Source organism: Streptomyces sp. V4I23, assembly GCF_030817975.1.
Lineage (GTDB): Bacteria > Actinomycetota > Actinomycetes > Streptomycetales > Streptomycetaceae > Streptomyces.
On the sequence record NZ_JAUSZW010000004.1, the window covers coordinates 3,752,831 to 3,768,318 of the forward strand.

The window sequence follows — 15,488 nt, forward strand, 5'->3', positions numbered from 1 at the left end:
CCGGCGGCATGCGGGCAGCACGGGCCCTGGGGGGGGGCGTCGTCCCTCAGTCGAGGTTCAGCACCGCGGCCGCCTGGCCGGCCATCGCGGCCTCGCCCGCCGCGTTCGGGTGCACCGGGACGACGTTGGTGCCGAACAGGAGCGGTTCGATCCAGCGCGTGCCCCTCGGGCTGCAGGCGTCGTGGCCCTTCGAGACCTCGGCCATGTCGACGAAGGTGGCACCGGCCTCGCCGGCGGCCTTCTCGACGGCCGCGTTCAGGTCCGTCTGCAGCTGGTGCAGGTAGGGCACATCGCCCTTGGCGACCGGCATCTTGAGGAAGCAGCCGGGGACGGCACGCTCGGGCAGGATCCACGGATAGCCGAGGATCGCGACCTCCGCCTTCGGCGACCTGGCCCTGATCTGGTTCAGTGCCGTCCTGATCGCGGGATACGTCTTCTCGGCGATGTCGTCGGAGAAGCTGCTGCCGTAGGTGTCCTTGCACGGGCTGCCCTGGCCGGCCGTGAGCGCACCCAGGGTGCCGCAGGCGAGGATGGCGCTGATGAAGGTGTTGTTGTCGTTGCCGCCGATGGTCAGCGTGACGAGGTCGGTGTCGCTCGCGAGCGCGTCGAACTGCGGGGCGACACCCGGGTACTGGGCCTGTGTGAAGTGCTCGGTCTTCGCGGCGCCACAGGTGACGTCCGTGAGGTTCGCGCCGGTCCGGGCGGCGAGCAGGCGCGGGTAGTTCCTGGTGGTGCGGAAGCACAGGGGGGACGCGGCCGGGTCGAGCGGGAGGACGCCCGAACCGGCGCTGTAACTGTCCCCGAGGGCGACGTAGTTCATCGGTTCGGCGGTGGCCCGGGCGGGGGCGGCGGTCCCCAGCCCGAGTGCGGCGGTCCCGGCGGCCGCGAGGACCACCGACAGGGCTCTGTTCTTGGCGCGGAACGGCATGGGGGGCGGCTCCTTCAGGCGAATGGTGCGGCTCTGGCATGCTCCGGCGCTCCGGGCGCCGGTTCGCGGAGCCACGACCTGTTCGCCGGGGCGCGTTCACCCGATCGGTGCGAGAAGCGTAGGAGGGCCCCGGGCCCGCCGCCCCTGTGACGGAATCCCAACCCTTGACACTTTTTTCGTGAGCCGTCACCAACGCCCGCCGGACGATGTGTGCTTGCCGCCACGTGCGACGGCTCAGGGGCACGCGCCCCGGAGCCGTCGTGTGCGATGCCGTCGGCCGGTGAATCCCCTCAGCGCCTGCGGCCGGATGTCAGCGCCCGCGTCAGGATCGGCGGGAGCAGGTCCCGGGCCAGACGGCGGGCAAGGGAGCGGCGGGCCGGAGGCGCCGCCGGGGACGGTGCGGGAGCGGGCGGTGGGGTGACGGGCTCCGGCTCGGGGGCGGGCCGCGGGAGCGGCTCGTTGCGCGAGACCGGCGGGGCCGGCGGCTGCGCCTTGGGACCCTTGATACGGATCAGGGGCAGGCCCGCGACCTCCTCCACCCCGTGCCACACGTCCGTCCGCGTCGCCAGGAACTCCAGCAGCTCCTCGGTGAACGGGGCCGGGTCGCCCCATGTCCCGTACAGCTTGCTGCCCGTGATCACGATCGGCTTGAGGCCGGTCGTGGCCACCGCGCCCCATACGGCCGCCGAGACCCCCGGGCAGTGCTCGGCCCGGAAGTCGTCGAAGGCCACGATCCCGTCGGGGAGCAGGAGTTCGCGCGCCGCGGCCACGTCGCCGTGGACGTGCTCGTACAGGTGGGACGCGTCGACGTGGACGAAGCGGCAGGTGGCCGCCGCGACGCGGGAGGTGATGACGGACGTCGGCGCCTGCACCACCGTGGGCAGCTCGTCGTGGAAGGAGAGGTAGTTGGCCTCGAAGGCGCGGCGCGTCAGGGTCGCGTACGAGCGGTCCATCTCCGCGCTGTTGGGGTCGTCCGGCGCCTCGGAGTCGAACAGGTCGCAGACGGTGAAGGTCTCTCCTTCTCGCAGACAGCCCCCGAGGAAGATCGCGCTCTTGCCCATGTAGGCGCCGAGCTCCAGAAGGTCACCCTTCACGTCCGTGTCTCTCTGACGGGTCAAAAACCAGTCGAAGATCAGCTGATCGACCGGCCAGAACCAGCCCTTGACGTCCGCGAACCGCTCCGGCCTGGGAAGTTCTTCCGCGGCCGTCCCCTCGGCGGGGGTACTTGTCTGCGACATGCCCCGGTCCTACAGCGGGAAGGTGTCCGGTATCCGTCCGCCATGTGTCCGGAACCCTTCCGCCACGCGTCCGGCGTCTGTCGGGCGCGTGTGCGGCACCTCCCCTCCAGGGCGCGACGCGGACCTCGGCGACGCCTGCGTCAGCTGAAGATGATCATCGAGCCCTGCCCGAGGCTCCGTGTCGCCGCCGCGTGCAGGCCCAGCCACACGTGCCGCTCCCGTGCGAACGGACTCTCGTCGTACGGGATCGGACCGGCGGGCTCCTCCAGGGCTGTGGGCCGCTCCGGCGGCTCCGGCGCGGCCGGCGGGTTCGCCGGGTCGATGCCGATCGCGGGGGCCACGTACTCCAGTTCGCGCAGAAGACCCTGAGTGGAGCCCAACGGACCCCCGCCCTCCAGCAGTTCGTCGTTGAACAGCGGCGCGGGGAAGTCCACCGGGACGTACGCGCCCGCGTGGTCGTAGTGCCACACCAGGTGCGACTGCTGCGCCGTCGACTCGAACATCTCCAGCAACTGCTCGTAGTCGCCGCCGAGTTCGTCGACCGGCGTCACCGCGAGACCGCACAGCTGAAGCAGGTAGGCGCGCCGCAGGAAGTGCAGCGCGTCGTAGTCGAAGCCGGCGACCGGTGCGACGTCGCCCGACAGCCCCGGCATGTAGGCGAAGACGGGCACGGTGGGCAGACCGGCGCCGGTCAGGGCCTTGTCGTAGGAGGCGATCTCTTCGGCGAAGGGGTTGTCGGGGCTGTGGCACAGCACGTCGACAAGGGGGACCAGCCACAGGTCACAGGCCAAGGGAAGGCTCGCTCTCAGCGGTTCGGACGGGTTCTCCCCCTGGCTTCGCCAGGAGGGCGGTGGGTCGCGGACGGTGGCCGGGACAGCGTAATGCCGTGCGGAGGACCGGCGAAGAGGGCCCTCACCGTGTACCGCCTTCCGCACCCACGTCCCATACCCATACCCCGGCTACGCGCTCTCCCGGCCTGCCCAGCAGTTTCGTGACCGTCTCGTAGAGCGCCTGCTCGTGGTACTGCGGCGGCAGCACCACCACGCCGGCCTTCCAGGCGGCGAGGTCCGCGCGGGCCTGCGCCTGCCAGTTGGGGCCGATCACGGGGACCCGGCCGGTGTTGCGGACGTCGGAGAGCAGGTTGGAGGTGTGGCGGGGCGTCGCACCGTAGATCCCGATGCGGTCGGGGCCCCACGGGCCGTTGAAGTAGCCGCCGGCGACCGGGAATCCGAGGCCGTTCGCCGACTGCCAGTGCAGGGCGTCCGCACTGCCCGGCGTCGGCAGCGGCACGGTGACCAGCGACTCGCCCTCGCCGAGGTAGGAGCGGTACGCGCCGTGGGTGATGAAGCCCGGCACCTCCGCCCGCTCCCGTACCGGGTAGGGGGTCGGGAGCACCGGGATCAGCGCCGCCGCCAGCGCCGCGAAGCCCGCTGCCCGCAGGCCCCCGGAGCGGTTCTCCGCCGCCGCGAGACGGTCGGCGGCGAGCGCGAGCAGCATGCCGAGCACGGGGGCGCACACCATCGCCACCCGCGACTCGATGACCGACTCGAACAGCGGCTGGTGCGCGAGCGCCCGCCAGGGCCCGGTCAGCACGATGTCCGTGTACGGGATGCGGAACTTCGGTCCGAGCGACAGGAAGGCGGCGGCCACCGCCGTGAACGCCAGCGCCTTCACCACCGCCAGCCGCCACCACTGGATCACCAGTGCGGCGCTCAGCGCGATCAGCGGCCAGCCGAAGAAGGCGTTCTGCTCGGTGCGGTTCATCGCGAGCGGATCGGCGCCCGCGTCCGAGCCGAGCAGGGCACGGCCCGAGAACTGCAGGAACGCGAGCGGGCTGTTGCCCGCGTTGTCGCCGTGCAGCACGCTCTTGTAGCTCTGCGGCCCGAAGAACTGCCAGCCGAGCGGGAACGCCACCAGCGGCAGGCACACCAGCAGCGCGATGCCGAGCCCGCGCAGCAGCGGCCGCCACGCCGTCCGGGCCACGTCGCGCCGCACGAGCGCGTACGACAGGGCGAACAGCAGCATGCCGACGGCGGCGAGCAGCAGCGGCTCCTCGCCGAGGAAGATCTGGTACGTCGCGAACAGGCCGAGCAGCACGCCGTCGCGGACCACGTTGCGGCCCTCGCACAGCCGCAGCGCCCGGTCGACGATCAGCGGCAGCATGAACAGGACGAGGAAGTTCGGGTGTGCGTTCCCGTGCGAGATCATCGGCGGCGCGAAGGCGGCGAAGCCGCCGCCGAGCGCGGCGGCGGCTCTGTTGCGGACGAGCCGCCGGGCGATCAGCCAGTACCAGGAGACGGCGGTCGCGGTCAGGCCGAGGGTGAGGACGAGCGCCCAGGTGACGGTCGGCCCGAAGGCCAGCGTGACGGGGGTCAGGGGGACGGACAGGCCCAGCATGACCGTGTTGGCCATCAGGTTCACGCCCTCGGGATATCCCTGGAGGGTGGTGAACAGCGGATTGCGCAGATGCGTGACGTTGTCGGCGGTGACCGCGAAGAACCACTCCCACTGGTTCTGGTCCTGGCCGGCGTCGCGCAGGTAGCCGCGGTCGAGGTCCGCCCACAGGCCCTTGTAGAGCAGGACGGACGCGAGGAGGAAGAGCCCGGCGACGGAGAGGTCCGCGCGCCGTACGGCACGGGTCCGCAGCCGCAGCAGTTCCAGCAGCACCTTGCCGTAGTCGGCGGGCCTGACCTTGGATCCGGCGACGTGCGACCAGCGCACCGGGACCTCGGTCACGGGCCAGCCCTCGCGGCGGAAGAAGCGCAGGATCTCGACGTCGATGCCCCACCCGGTGAGCCGCGAGTCGGCGAACGCGGCGCGCGCCTTGTCGCCGTCGAAGAGTTTGAAGCCGCACTGGGTGTCGCGGATGCCGGACACCGCGACGAGGCGTATGAGCCGGTTGCCCATGCGGCCGAGCCACTCGCGCAGGCGCCGCTGGTGCACCTCGATCCGGGCCTCGGGGTGGGCGCGCGAGCCGATGGCGGCCGCGGCGCCGGTGGCGGCGAGCTCGTCGTCGAGGCGGGCCAGCTCGTCGACGGGGGTGGCGAGGTCGGCGTCGGTGAACAGCACCCGCCGCCCGTAGGAGGCGAGGACGCCCATGCGCAGGGCATGGCCCTTGCCGCGGTTGGTCCTGCTCGACACGAGCTGGATGCGGGGCTCCCCGGCCGCCGCCTCCTGGGCGATCTTCGCGGTCGCGTCGGTGGAGCCGTCGTCGACGACGATCAGCTCCCACTCGCCCCAGCGCTCGGGGTCGGCGCGCAGGAAGGCGCAGACGGCGTCCAGCGTCGGGCCGAGGCGTTCCTCCTCGTTGTACGCGGGTACGACGACGCTCAGGTCCACGCTCACCGCTCGGACCGGGCGTCGGGGATCCGGACCGGGGCCGGGCGGTCGTCCGTGGCGTCACCGGCCCCGTCAGGGGGGACCGGTCCGCGTTCGAGCCGGTCCGCCCAGGCGAGCGCGTGCGCGTTGTAGGCGTGGATCTCCTGGCGCACACCCTCCGCGTCACCGTGGGTCACGGCGTCCACCACCTTCTCGTGCCCGCTCCACAGCCACTCCGACATCTCCTGGTCGGACCGCAGGTACGGCACGGCGAACACCCACGCCTGCACCCGCAGCCGGTGCAGGAACTCGGAGATGTAGTGGTTGGTCACGAGCGCTCCGAGCTCGCGCCAGAACCGCAGGTCGTAGCCGATCAGAATGTCGAGGTCACCGGCGCGTGCCGCCCGTGCGGCCTCCTCGGCCCGGCGGCGCACCGACAGCAGGTCCTGGGCGCTCAGGGCCGCGGAACCGCGCTCCGTGCGCTGCCGGAAGACGCCGTCGACCACCATCGAGCGCGCCTCGACCATCGTGCGGTAGTCGTCGACGGAGAACCGGTGCACCTTGAAGCCGCGGTGCTGGTCCGATTCGAGCAGCCCCTGCGCGGACAGGTCCACGAGCGCCTCGCGCACGGGTGTCGCGGAGACGCCGTACTGGTCGGCGATCTGCTTGACCGTGAACTCCTGCCCGGGCTGGAGACGCCCGGCGAGCACCTCGTCACGCAGCGCGTCCGCGATCTGCTGCCGCAGGGTGCTGCGTGTGACGGCGGTGCCGCCGCCGCTGGCGTTGCCGGGCATCGTGGTGGCCTTCTCCTTCTGCTTCGTCCCGGACACGATAGGCCAGGGGTCGTGACGGGGTCGTGGGGCATGGGGCCCGCACCGTGACGGAAGCGAGGCGGATGTGACGGATGTGTTCGAACCGGCCGACGGCGACGGCGCCCCGGTGTCCGGGGCCCGCCGGGCCGCCGAGGTCCGCACGGCGTTCGAGGGGCTGCTCCAGATCCGCCGTGTGACCAACGCGACGGCCGCGGACCCGGCGGCCGTCCCCGCGCCCTGGGAGCTGAACCGCATGGTGCGCGCGGTGTCCCTGGCCCTGGAGGCGGCCGGCTTCCCGCCGTCGGCGGTGGGCGCCGACGGCGCGAGGACGGCGACCGGCTACCGCGTCCGCCCCGGCGAGCGTCCGGCCACGGTGTACGTGGAGTGGCTGGGCCCGCCGGGCGGCGGCGCGGCGCAGGCGGAGGAGGCCGAGCTGACGGCGTGCGCGGCGGCCCTGGGGCGCCTCGGCTGGGAGGCGCTGCTGTACCGGGGCCCGCGGCGCCGGCGTTTCCTGGAGGTGGAGCGGGGGGCGTGAGCGGCCGCCGGGGCCCGCACCGATGGGCTACGAGGCGACGAGCTCGCCGCGCCCCGCGGCCGGCTCGCCCGCCCGGGCACGGAACGTCTGGCGGTACGCCATCGGCGACACCCCGATCACGGCGGCCATGTGCTGGCGCAGCGACGCCGCCGTGCCGAAGCCCGACTCCGCCGCGACCCGGTCCACGGGGAGGTCCGTCGTCTCCAGCAGGCGGCGGGCGTGCTCGACGCGCTGGCGGGTCAGCCACTGGACCGGCGTCGTGCCGACCTCCTCGCGGAAGCGGCGGGAGAACGTGCGCACGCTCATCCGGGCGTGCGCGGCCAGTTCCGCGAGGGTCAGCGGACCGCCCAGTCGGCCGAGTGCCCAGGCGCGGGTCGCGGAGGTCGACGCCGCGGAGGGCGGCGGCACCGGCCGCTCGATGAACTGGGCCTGGCCGCCGTCCCGCCACGGCGGCACGACGCACCGCCGCGCCACCCGGTTGGCGACCTCGCTGCCGTGGTCGCGGCGCAGCAGGTGCAGGCACAAATCCACCCCGGCCGCGACGCCCGCCGCCGTCAGCACGTCGCCGTCGTCGACGAACAGCACGCCCGGGTCCACCTCGACCCCGGGGAAGGCGCGCTGGAACTCCTCCGCCTCGTTCCAGTGCGTGGTGGCGCGGCGGCCGTCGAGCAGGCCGGCGGTGGCGAGGACGTACGCGGCGGTGCAGATGGACACGACGCGGGCGCCGGGGCGGAGCGTCGTGAGGGCGGCGGCGAGCGGCGCGGGCAGCCACTCCTGGGGCCGGTCCGGGCCGCAGGTGAACGGCGGGACGACGAGCGTGTCCGCCGTCGCGAGCACGTCGAGCCCGTGCTCGACGGTGACGGAGAAGTCGGCGCTGGTGCGCACCGTGCCGCCCTCGATGCCGCAGGTGATCACCTCGTACAGCGGTTCGCCGCCGGGCCCTTGGGCAGTGCCGAAGATCCGGACCGGGATGCTCATCTCGAAGGGGTAGACGCCGTCGAGCGCGAGGACGACGACGCGGTGCGGGGCGGAGGAGGCCATGGCCAGATCCTTGCACATCATGGCCATCCAGCCACTCGAATGCGGCTTTCCGCTGCCGCAGGGTTGGTCCCGGGCCCCGGTCGGGGCCGATTCCCCTGACGAGGAGCGGACATCATGCGGGCCATCAGGCAGGACACACTCGGCGGACCGGACGTGCTGAAGGTCGTCGAGACCGACCGTCCCGAGCCCGGTCCCTCGGAGGTCCTGGTGCGGGTCCACGCCGCCGGGGTCAACCCGACGGACTGGTGGCACCGTTCGACGGGCGGGCTTCTCGGCGACGGACGCCCGGTGCCGCTCGGCTGGGACGTGTCCGGCGTCGTGGAGGCCGTCGGTCTCGGCGTGACGATGTACCGGCCGGGCGACGAGGTGTTCGGCATGCCCCGGCTGCCCGAACCGGCGGGCGCGTACGCCGAGTTCATGACCTCACCGGCCCGCCATCTGGCCCGCAAGCCGGCCGGGATCTCGCACGTGGAGGCCGCCGCCCTGCCGATCGCCGCGCTCACCGCCTGGCAGTCGCTGGTCGACACCGCCGGCGTACGCCCCGGGCAGCGCGTGCTGGTGCACGCTGCGGCCGGCGGCGTCGGACACCTGGCCGTCCAGATCGCCAAGGCACGGGGCGCGCACGTGATCGGCACGGCGAGCGCGGCCAAGCACGCCTTCGTGCGGGGGCTCGGCGCCGACGAGGTCGTCGACTACCGGACGACGGACTTCACCGAGGCCGTCGAGGACATGGACGTGGTCCTGGACGTCGTGGGCGGTGAGTACGGGCCGCGGTCCCTGGACGTGCTCCGGCCGGGCGGCATGCTGGTCTCCCTCGCCTCGCCCGCCGAGGCGTACCTCGCCGGGGAGGCCGAACAACGCGGGCTGCGCGCCGGGTTCACGATCGTGGAGCCCGACAACGGCGGGCTGCGGGAGATCGCCGCGCTAGTCGAGTCGGGCAGGCTGCGCGTGCACGTGGACACGGTGCTGCCGCTGGAGCAGGCCGGCAAGGCGCACGAGATCGGTGAGACCGGCCGGACGCAGGGAAAGATCGTGCTCACTGTCGTGTGAGCGGGCTCCCGAGGGGCGCCGCCGCGCGGGCGGCACCCCTCGGGGCCGTGGTGCCTAGTACAGGCCGGTGTACGTGTTCCAGCCGGTGCCGATGGTCGCCTTGGGCTTGAAGCCGCCCTTGCCGTCGGAGTCGTAGCGGTAGAGCGTGCCGCCGCTGGTACGCGCGACGAGGTCCGCGCGGCCGTCGCCGTTCATGTCGCCCGGCGCCGTCAGCTTGGTGTACTGGCCCCAGCCGGAGCCGATCAGCTTCTTCGCCTTGAACGGCGCGGAGGCCACGCCCGTGCCCTCGTACAGGTACAGCGTGCCGTCCTTGGCGCGCGCGATCATGTCTGCGCGACCGTCGCCGGAGATGTCACCCGCGCCGACGAGCACGTTGAACTGGCCCCAGCCGCTGCCGATCCGCTGCTTCGCGGCGAAGCCGCTGCCGGTGCCGTAGCCGCGGTAGAGGTAGAGCACGCCCGAGCCGTCGCGGGCCACGATGTCGCCCTTGCCGTCGCCGGAGAGGTCACCGAGGCCGACGAGGGTGTTGTAGACGCCCCAGCCGCCGCCGATGTCGTGGATCGAACCCGACGAGTGGCTGAGGTTGTAGAGGTGACCGTTGTAGACCTCGAACAGGTCGGCGTAGCCGTCGTCGTCGAGCGAGGAGAAGTACGACAGCTTCGCGCCCGTGAACATGCCGTCGTCACTGGCCCTCATACGCGGGGCGAACTGGCCGTTGTTCAGGTCGTAGTAGTAGTAGAGGGCACCGCGGGAGTCGAGGCCGAAGATCTCGTCCTTGCCCCACGAGGGGAGGCTGCTGCCGTTGGCGAACCGGCCCACGCCGTTCCAGCCGCCGCCGAGCTTCACGCGGGGCAGGAAGGCGCCCGTGCCCGTGGAGGAGTACTGGTAGAGGTCGCCGTTGTACGCGCGGGCGAGCAGGTCGGCGTTGCCGTCCTCGTCGAGGTCGTCGATGCTGAACAGCGTGTTGAAGATGTTCCAGCCGGTGCCGACCTTGACCCTGTCCTTGAAGGGGCGCGTGGCCTCGCCGGTGCCGCTGTAGAAGAACAGCTCACCCGCGGTGTTGCGGGTGAAGAGGTCGGCGACGGCGTCGTTGTTGACGTCGTTCATGCCGACGAGCTGGTCGAACTGGCCCCAGCCCGTGCCGACCTTGACCCGGGACCCGAGCGGGCTGGAGGCGCTGGTGGTGCCCGGGTACAGGTAGAGGTCGCCGGCGTGGGTACGCGCGAGCACGTCACCGATGCCGTCGCCGGTCAGGTCACCGGGCGAGAAGACCTTGTTGTAGATCTGCCAGCCGTGTCCGGACCAGAAGTTGTTCGGGTAGTACAGGTCGTTCGTGTACGCCGAGAGCCGTCCGGCGGCCGTGAGCGTGAAGTGGACCGGACCGTCCGGGTGGAGACCGGCCGCGGTGAAGACGTCCTTGTAGGTCTGGGTCCCCGTCTCGCCGGAGACGTAGTAGCTGATCTCGTGGCTCTCGGCGCCGGTGTCGACGTACACGGTCCCGTCGATGCTTTGCAGGAGTATGTCGGACCAGCCGTCGCCGTCCACGTCGCTGCGCGGCGGGGCGAGCGGCGCGCCCTCGTCCTGGGCGCTGAACGCGCCGCGGTTCACCTCGGGCCGCGGCAGCGTCAGGCGGGGCAGCTGCCCCGCGTCGCGCGCGGGCTGCTCGACGGCGGCGCGGGGCGCCGGCGGTTCGTCCGCGAACGCGGGCGCCGGGGAGGCGAGCAGGGCACCTGCCGTGACCGACAGGGCGAGTGCGGTGCATGCCGCCAGGCGGCGGGTGGCCGCCGGGCGGCCGGTTCTCTTCGAAGACAAGGTCCCCCCAGGGAGTGATGCCACAGGTGCGGGCACCAGGTCAGACGCATGAGGTGGGGGGAGGGATGTACGGGAGCGGCTATGTTTCGGGTGGGCGAGGGTGGGCCGCTGCGCGGGGCGCTTTCCCCACCCCCGCCCTTTCCCGTAACCGGGCAGGCCCCGGACCCCTCACCGCGCTGCGCGCGGTGTCCTCAAACGCCGGACGGGCTGACACAGTCAGCCCCGCTGGGGGCACCTCCACGGCCGCCAGGCCGTAGGGGGAGTGTGAGGCGCGGGAATCCGGGGGAGGCGCCCTCGGCTAGGCCACCCACTCGTCGGCCACCGACAGCGCCGCGTCCAGGGCCGCCAGGCCCTCCTTGGCCTCGGACTCCGTCACGTTGCACGGCGGCACCGCGTGCGTGCGGTTCATGTTGACGAAGGGCCACAGGCCGTTCTTCTTGCAGGCCGCCCCGAACGCCGCCATCGCCGCGTTCGCCTCCCCCGTCGCGTTGTACGGCACCAGCGGTTCACGCGTCTCGCGGTCGCGGACCAGGTCCAGCGCCCAGAACGCGCCCGTGCCGCGCACCTCGCCCACCGACGGGTGGCGCTCGGCCAGTTCGCGCAGGCCCGGGCCGAGGACCGTCTCGCCAATGCGGGCGGCGTGCTCGACGACCTTCTCCTCCTCCATCACCCGGATCGTGGCGACGGCGGCCGCGCAGGCCAGCGGGTGGCCGGAGTACGTCAGGCCGCCCGGGTACGGGCGCTTGTCGAACGTCGCCGCTATCTCGGCCGAGATCGCGACACCGCCCAGCGGTACGTAGCCGGAGTTGACGCCCTTCGCGAACGTCATCAGGTCCGGCACCACGTCGAAGTGCTCGGCAGCGAACCATTTGCCCGTACGGCCGAAGCCAGCCATGACCTCGTCGAGCACGAAGACGATGCCGTAGCGGTCGCAGATCTCGCGGACGCCCGCGAGGTAGCCCGGCGGCGGGGTCATGATTCCGGCCGTGCCGGGGATGGTCTCCAGGATGATCGCCGCGATGGTCTGCGGGCCCTCGAAGGCGATGGTGTCCTCGAGGTGCGTCAGGGCGCGCTCGCACTCCTCCGCCTCCGTCGAGGAGTAGAACGGCGAGCGGTAGAGGAACGGCCCCCAGAAGTGGACGACGCCCGCGGTGCCGTTGTCGTTGGCCCAGCGGCGCGGGTCGCCGGTGACGTTGATCGCGGTCGCCGTGCCGCCGTGGTACGAGCGGTAGGCCGAGAGCACCTTCGGGCGGCCCGTGTGCAGACGGGCCATGCGGATGGCGTTCTCGACGGCCTCGGCGCCGCCGTTGGTGAAGAAGATCTTGTCCAGGTCGCCCGGGGTCCGCTCGGCGATCAGCCGGGCCGCCTCGGAGCGCGGCTCGACCGCGAACGCGGGCGCGAAGGTGGCGAGCCTGCCCGCCTGCTCCTGGATCGCGGCGACGACCTTCGGGTGCTGGTACCCGATGTTGGTGTAGACGAGGCCGCTGGTGAAGTCGAGGTAGCGGTTCCCGTCGTAGTCCCAGAAGTACGAACCCTCGGCGCCGGCGACGGCGAGCGGGTCGATCAGTCCCTGGGCGGACCAGGAGTGGAACACGTGCGCGCGGTCCGCCGCCTTGACGGCGGCGCCGGCCTGGGGATCGGCATGAGGGTTCATGCGGGCCAGCGTAAGGAGGAGCAGGTGGGAGCCGACATGGCCACCTTGTATGACCTCGGCCTCCTTGTCTGGGCAGGGTGTCGGGCCGCCGTCCTCCGCCATTGACAGTATGCTGTCGATATGACAGGCTACTGTCATTGAAAGTCGAGGAGGGCACCATGACCCGCAAGACCGTTCATCTGGCCGTGTACGACACCTACGCCGACTGGGAGACGGGCCACGCCACCGCCCACCTGACGCAGAACGGCTTCACCGTGCGCACGGTCGGCCTCACGACGGAGCCCGTCACCACCATGGGCGGCGTCCGCATCCAGCCCGACCTGGCGCTCGACGCGCTGGACCCGGCCGACAGCGCGCTGCTGATCCTCACCGGCGCCTCGCTGTGGGAGACCGGCGACAAGCTCGCGCCGTTCGCCGCGGCGGCGCGCACGTTCCTCGACGCGGGCGTCCCGGTCGCCGCCATCTGCGGCGCGACCGCCGGTCTCGCCCGCGAGGGCCTGCTCGACGACCGCCCGCACACCAGCGCCGCGTCCTTCTACCTGGAGGCCACCGGCTACCGGGGCGGCGAGAAGTACGTGGAGGCGGACGCCGTCACCGACGGCGACCTGATCACCGCGGGCCCGACCGAGCCGGTCGCGTTCGCCCGCGAGGTCTTCGCCCGGCTCGGGGTCTACGAGGGCCCGAAGCTGGACGCCTGGTACCGGCTCTTCCACGACTCGGACCCGGCGGCGTACGAGATCCTTTCGGCATGAGCACGCACAGACCCGACAACCACCCGCAGGAACTGCTGACCCGTACGGCGCTCGGCGTCTTCCGGCTGAACGGCCAGTTCATCACCGTCTCGGACGGGCTGGCCCAGGAGGCCGGGCTGACGGCGGCCCGCTGGCAGGTCCTCGGCGCCGTGCTGCGCGAGCCGGAGACCGTGGCCGGGATAGCCCGCACGATGGGCATCACGCGACAGAGCGTGCAGCGCATCGCCGACCTGCTGGCCGAGCAGGGGCTCGCGGAGTACCGCCCCAACCCGGCCCACCGCCGCGCGAAGCTGCTGCACGCGACGGAGGCGGGACGCGAGGCGATACGCAAGATCGACCCGGGGCATGCGCGGCTCGCCCGCCGGCTGCTCGGTGAGCTCGGGGCGGAGGGGTTCGCGGAGACCGTGCGGGTGCTGGAGCGGCTGTCGAGGGCGATGGACGCCATAGAGCAGGAGACGGCGGGTGCGCCGGAGGGGGCCGAGGCGGAGGAGACGGCGGTCGCCACAAGCGGCTGAACCGCAGCCCGGTCCGCATGTCGCGCACCCCCCGCTGCCCCCGGCGCACGGCACTATCCTCGGTCCGTCGAACCATCGGACACGGGGGAGGGCCACGCGCCATGGAGCAGCTGGCACCGGGGGATCCACGGCACATCGGCGAGTACCGGCTGATGGCCAGACTCGGCGCGGGCGGCATGGGCCAGGTGTATCTGGCCCGCTCCGACCGCGGGCGGACCGTGGCCGTCAAGCTCGTACGGCAGGAGCTGGCCGAACAGGAGCAGTTCCGCAACCGGTTCCGCCTGGAGGTGCGCGCCGCGCTGCGGGTCGGCGGCCGGTGGACCGCCCCCGTCCTCGACGCCGACACCGAGGCGCCCGTCCCCTGGGTCGCGACCGGCTACATCGCCGGGCCCGCCCTGCACACCGTCGTCTCCGGCGCACACGGCCCGCTTCCCGAACGCAGCGTCCGCCTCCTCGCCTCCGGACTCGCGCACGCCCTGACGAGCATCCACGCGGCCGGCCTGGTCCACCGCGACCTGAAGCCGTCGAACATCCTGGTCACCATCGACGGCCCGCGCGTGATCGACTTCGGCATAGCCCGCGCGCTGGACACGGTCACCGACGGCGGACTCACCCGTACCGGCGTGCTCGTCGGCTCCCCGGGGTTCGTGTCCCCCGAGCAGATCCGCGGCGACCGGGTCACGCCCGCCGGCGACGTCTTCTGTCTGGGCTCGGTCCTCGCCTACGCGGCCACGGGCCGGCTGCCGTTCGGCACGGGCGACAGCGGGGTGCACGCGCAGATGTTCCGCATCGCCCAGGAGGAACCGTCGCTGGACGGCGTCCCCGAGGGCCTGCGGGACCTGGTGCGGGACTGCCTCCACAAGGATCCGGCGGCCCGGCCGACACCGGCGCAGATCCTGGAGCGCACGGACCGGGAAGCGGACGGGGAGCCGTGGCTGCCGGCCGCGCTCGTCGCCCAACTGGGACGTCACGCCGTGGAGTTGCTGGAGTACGAGCAGCCGCCGGCAGCCGCCGCGGACCCGGCCTCCTTGCCCGCCGAGCCCCCTGCTCCCTCCCCCGCGCAGCCGCCCACGATGACGGCCCCGCAGACACCGCCCCCGCCCGCACCCGCGCCGCAGCCTCCGCCGCCCGGCCCTGCGGGACCGGCCGGCCCGCCGTACGGCTACCCGCACGCGCCGCCCGCCCCGGCCCTCTACGCACCGGCCGCGTACACGCCCGCCTCCTACACGCACGTCCCGGCTCCCACGCCGCCGCCCGCTCCCGAGCCGCGCACGTCACGCGGCGGCACCCTCGCCCTGATCGCCGTCGCCCTGGTCGTGGCCGTCGGCGCGGGCGGCGCGGTCTACACGTTCATGTCCAAGGACAAGGGCGGCACGGCGGCGAAGCCCGAGCCCGGTCCCGCCTCCTCCTCGGCGTCCGGCTCCACGACGCCGTCCGACGACGCCAAGGGGCCGTCCCCCTCCTCGTCGCCGTCCACGGCGACGGGCGGGGTCCCGCAGGAGTACATCGGCAGCTGGCGCGCGTCGTTCGACACCGCGGACGGCACCAACGTCCGGGAAATGACCATCACCCAGGGCGAGAGGGGTGAGCAGGTCATGACCCTGTCCGGCACCGGCCCGAACTACGACTGCCGCTGGTCCGCCATGCTGCGCGCACCGGGACCGCCGCTCGAACTGGGGCCGACCACGGTCACCTTCGGCGATCCGGTGTCGTGCGCACCGGGCCAGTGGAGCCGCCTCGACATGCCGGACGACTCCACGATCGTGCGCGAGCTGGTCGGCTCGGGCGGCGAGCCGCTCACGTACACGAAGACGGGCTGAGCCTGTACGAAGA

General features: G+C 72.7%; 13 protein-coding genes. 5 read left to right on the plus strand and 8 right to left on the minus strand.

The features are described 5' to 3' along the window. Positions 1–46: 46 nt before the first annotated feature. The 5 genes from QFZ82_RS19225 to QFZ82_RS19245 all read right to left on the minus strand — a co-directional run bounded on the left by QFZ82_RS19225 (position 47) and on the right by QFZ82_RS19245 (position 6,278). The gene (locus QFZ82_RS19225) at positions 47–928 is read right to left on the minus strand and encodes an SGNH/GDSL hydrolase family protein (protein ID WP_307714341.1); all 882 of its coding nucleotides are present in this window, start codon (positions 926–928) and stop codon (positions 47–49) included. Between the two features lie 290 nt (positions 929–1,218). After that, positions 1,219–2,166 (minus strand): class I SAM-dependent methyltransferase, encoded by a 948-nt coding sequence (locus tag QFZ82_RS19230; RefSeq protein ID WP_307714342.1) that lies wholly within the window; start codon positions 2,164–2,166, stop codon positions 1,219–1,221. 140 nt (positions 2,167–2,306) lie between these two features. Then, on the minus strand, positions 2,307–2,957 hold the full coding sequence (locus tag QFZ82_RS19235) for a hypothetical protein (RefSeq protein ID WP_307714343.1): 651 nt from the start codon (positions 2,955–2,957) through the stop codon (positions 2,307–2,309). Positions 2,958–3,078: 121 nt separating this feature from the next. Further along, on the minus strand, positions 3,079–5,511 hold the full coding sequence (locus QFZ82_RS19240) for a dolichyl-phosphate beta-glucosyltransferase (RefSeq protein ID WP_307714344.1): 2,433 nt from the start codon (positions 5,509–5,511) through the stop codon (positions 3,079–3,081). Then, positions 5,508–6,278, minus strand: coding sequence for a GntR family transcriptional regulator (locus tag QFZ82_RS19245; RefSeq protein ID WP_307717770.1), 771 nt, complete (start codon positions 6,276–6,278; stop codon positions 5,508–5,510). The genes QFZ82_RS19240 and QFZ82_RS19245 overlap by 4 nt, the downstream gene beginning before the upstream one ends. A 103-nt stretch (positions 6,279–6,381) precedes the next feature. Between QFZ82_RS19245 and QFZ82_RS19250 the strand changes: the two genes are divergently transcribed. Further along, complete coding sequence (locus QFZ82_RS19250; protein ID WP_307714345.1) at positions 6,382–6,831, plus strand: hypothetical protein; 450 nt, start codon at positions 6,382–6,384, stop codon at positions 6,829–6,831. Positions 6,832–6,858: 27 nt separating this feature from the next. Here QFZ82_RS19250 and QFZ82_RS19255 read toward each other — a convergent pair whose 3' ends face one another. Next, positions 6,859–7,872, minus strand: a complete 1,014-nt coding sequence (locus QFZ82_RS19255; RefSeq protein WP_307714346.1) for a GlxA family transcriptional regulator — start codon at positions 7,870–7,872, stop codon at positions 6,859–6,861. A 114-nt stretch (positions 7,873–7,986) separates the two neighbouring features. Here QFZ82_RS19255 and QFZ82_RS19260 point away from each other — a divergent pair, with 114 nt between their 5' ends. Further along, the gene (locus QFZ82_RS19260; RefSeq protein ID WP_307714347.1) at positions 7,987–8,922 is read left to right on the plus strand and encodes an NADP-dependent oxidoreductase; all 936 of its coding nucleotides are present in this window, start codon (positions 7,987–7,989) and stop codon (positions 8,920–8,922) included. A 54-nt stretch (positions 8,923–8,976) separates the two neighbouring features. Here the strand turns inward: QFZ82_RS19260 and QFZ82_RS19265 are convergent, their stop codons facing one another. Together QFZ82_RS19265 and QFZ82_RS19270 are read right to left on the minus strand one after the other, a co-directional pair. Next, positions 8,977–10,734 carry a VCBS repeat-containing protein gene (locus QFZ82_RS19265; RefSeq protein WP_307714348.1) on the minus strand — a complete coding sequence of 586 codons (1,758 nt, stop codon included), beginning with the start codon at positions 10,732–10,734 and terminating at the stop codon, positions 8,977–8,979. A 298-nt stretch (positions 10,735–11,032) separates the two neighbouring features. Further along, positions 11,033–12,388 carry an aspartate aminotransferase family protein gene (locus QFZ82_RS19270; protein ID WP_307714349.1) on the minus strand — a complete coding sequence of 452 codons (1,356 nt, stop codon included), beginning with the start codon at positions 12,386–12,388 and terminating at the stop codon, positions 11,033–11,035. Between the two features lie 158 nt (positions 12,389–12,546). On the opposite strand from QFZ82_RS19270, the gene QFZ82_RS19275 reads away from it, so the two are divergent. From QFZ82_RS19275 to QFZ82_RS19285, 3 genes are all read left to right on the plus strand, one after another. Next, positions 12,547–13,140, plus strand: coding sequence for a type 1 glutamine amidotransferase family protein (locus QFZ82_RS19275; RefSeq protein WP_307714351.1), 594 nt, complete (start codon positions 12,547–12,549; stop codon positions 13,138–13,140). Then, positions 13,137–13,655: a MarR family winged helix-turn-helix transcriptional regulator gene (locus QFZ82_RS19280; RefSeq protein WP_307714352.1), complete on the plus strand. Its 519-nt coding sequence runs from the start codon at positions 13,137–13,139 to the stop codon at positions 13,653–13,655. Before QFZ82_RS19275 ends, QFZ82_RS19280 begins: the two co-directional genes overlap by 4 nt. A 101-nt stretch (positions 13,656–13,756) precedes the next feature. Next, positions 13,757–15,475: a serine/threonine-protein kinase gene (locus QFZ82_RS19285; protein ID WP_307714353.1), complete on the plus strand. Its 1,719-nt coding sequence runs from the start codon at positions 13,757–13,759 to the stop codon at positions 15,473–15,475. Positions 15,476–15,488 lie beyond the last annotated feature (13 nt).

Bases quoted from the DNA above. Each gene is read 5' to 3' on its own strand.
- QFZ82_RS19260 (WP_307714347.1), top strand. From the start codon at position 7,987: ATGCGGGCCATCAGGCAGGACACACTCGGCGGACCGGACGTGCTGAAG.
- QFZ82_RS19280 (WP_307714352.1), top strand. From the start codon at position 13,137: ATGAGCACGCACAGACCCGACAACCACCCGCAGGAACTGCTGACCCGT.
- QFZ82_RS19245 (WP_307717770.1), bottom strand. From the start codon at position 6,278: ATGCCCGGCAACGCCAGCGGCGGCGGCACCGCCGTCACACGCAGCACC.
- QFZ82_RS19255 (WP_307714346.1), bottom strand. From the start codon at position 7,872: ATGGCCTCCTCCGCCCCGCACCGCGTCGTCGTCCTCGCGCTCGACGGC.
- QFZ82_RS19285 (WP_307714353.1), top strand. From the start codon at position 13,757: ATGGAGCAGCTGGCACCGGGGGATCCACGGCACATCGGCGAGTACCGG.
- QFZ82_RS19230 (WP_307714342.1), bottom strand. From the start codon at position 2,166: ATGTCGCAGACAAGTACCCCCGCCGAGGGGACGGCCGCGGAAGAACTT.
- QFZ82_RS19270 (WP_307714349.1), bottom strand. From the start codon at position 12,388: ATGAACCCTCATGCCGATCCCCAGGCCGGCGCCGCCGTCAAGGCGGCG.
- QFZ82_RS19275 (WP_307714351.1), top strand. From the start codon at position 12,547: ATGACCCGCAAGACCGTTCATCTGGCCGTGTACGACACCTACGCCGAC.
- QFZ82_RS19225 (WP_307714341.1), bottom strand. From the start codon at position 928: ATGCCGTTCCGCGCCAAGAACAGAGCCCTGTCGGTGGTCCTCGCGGCC.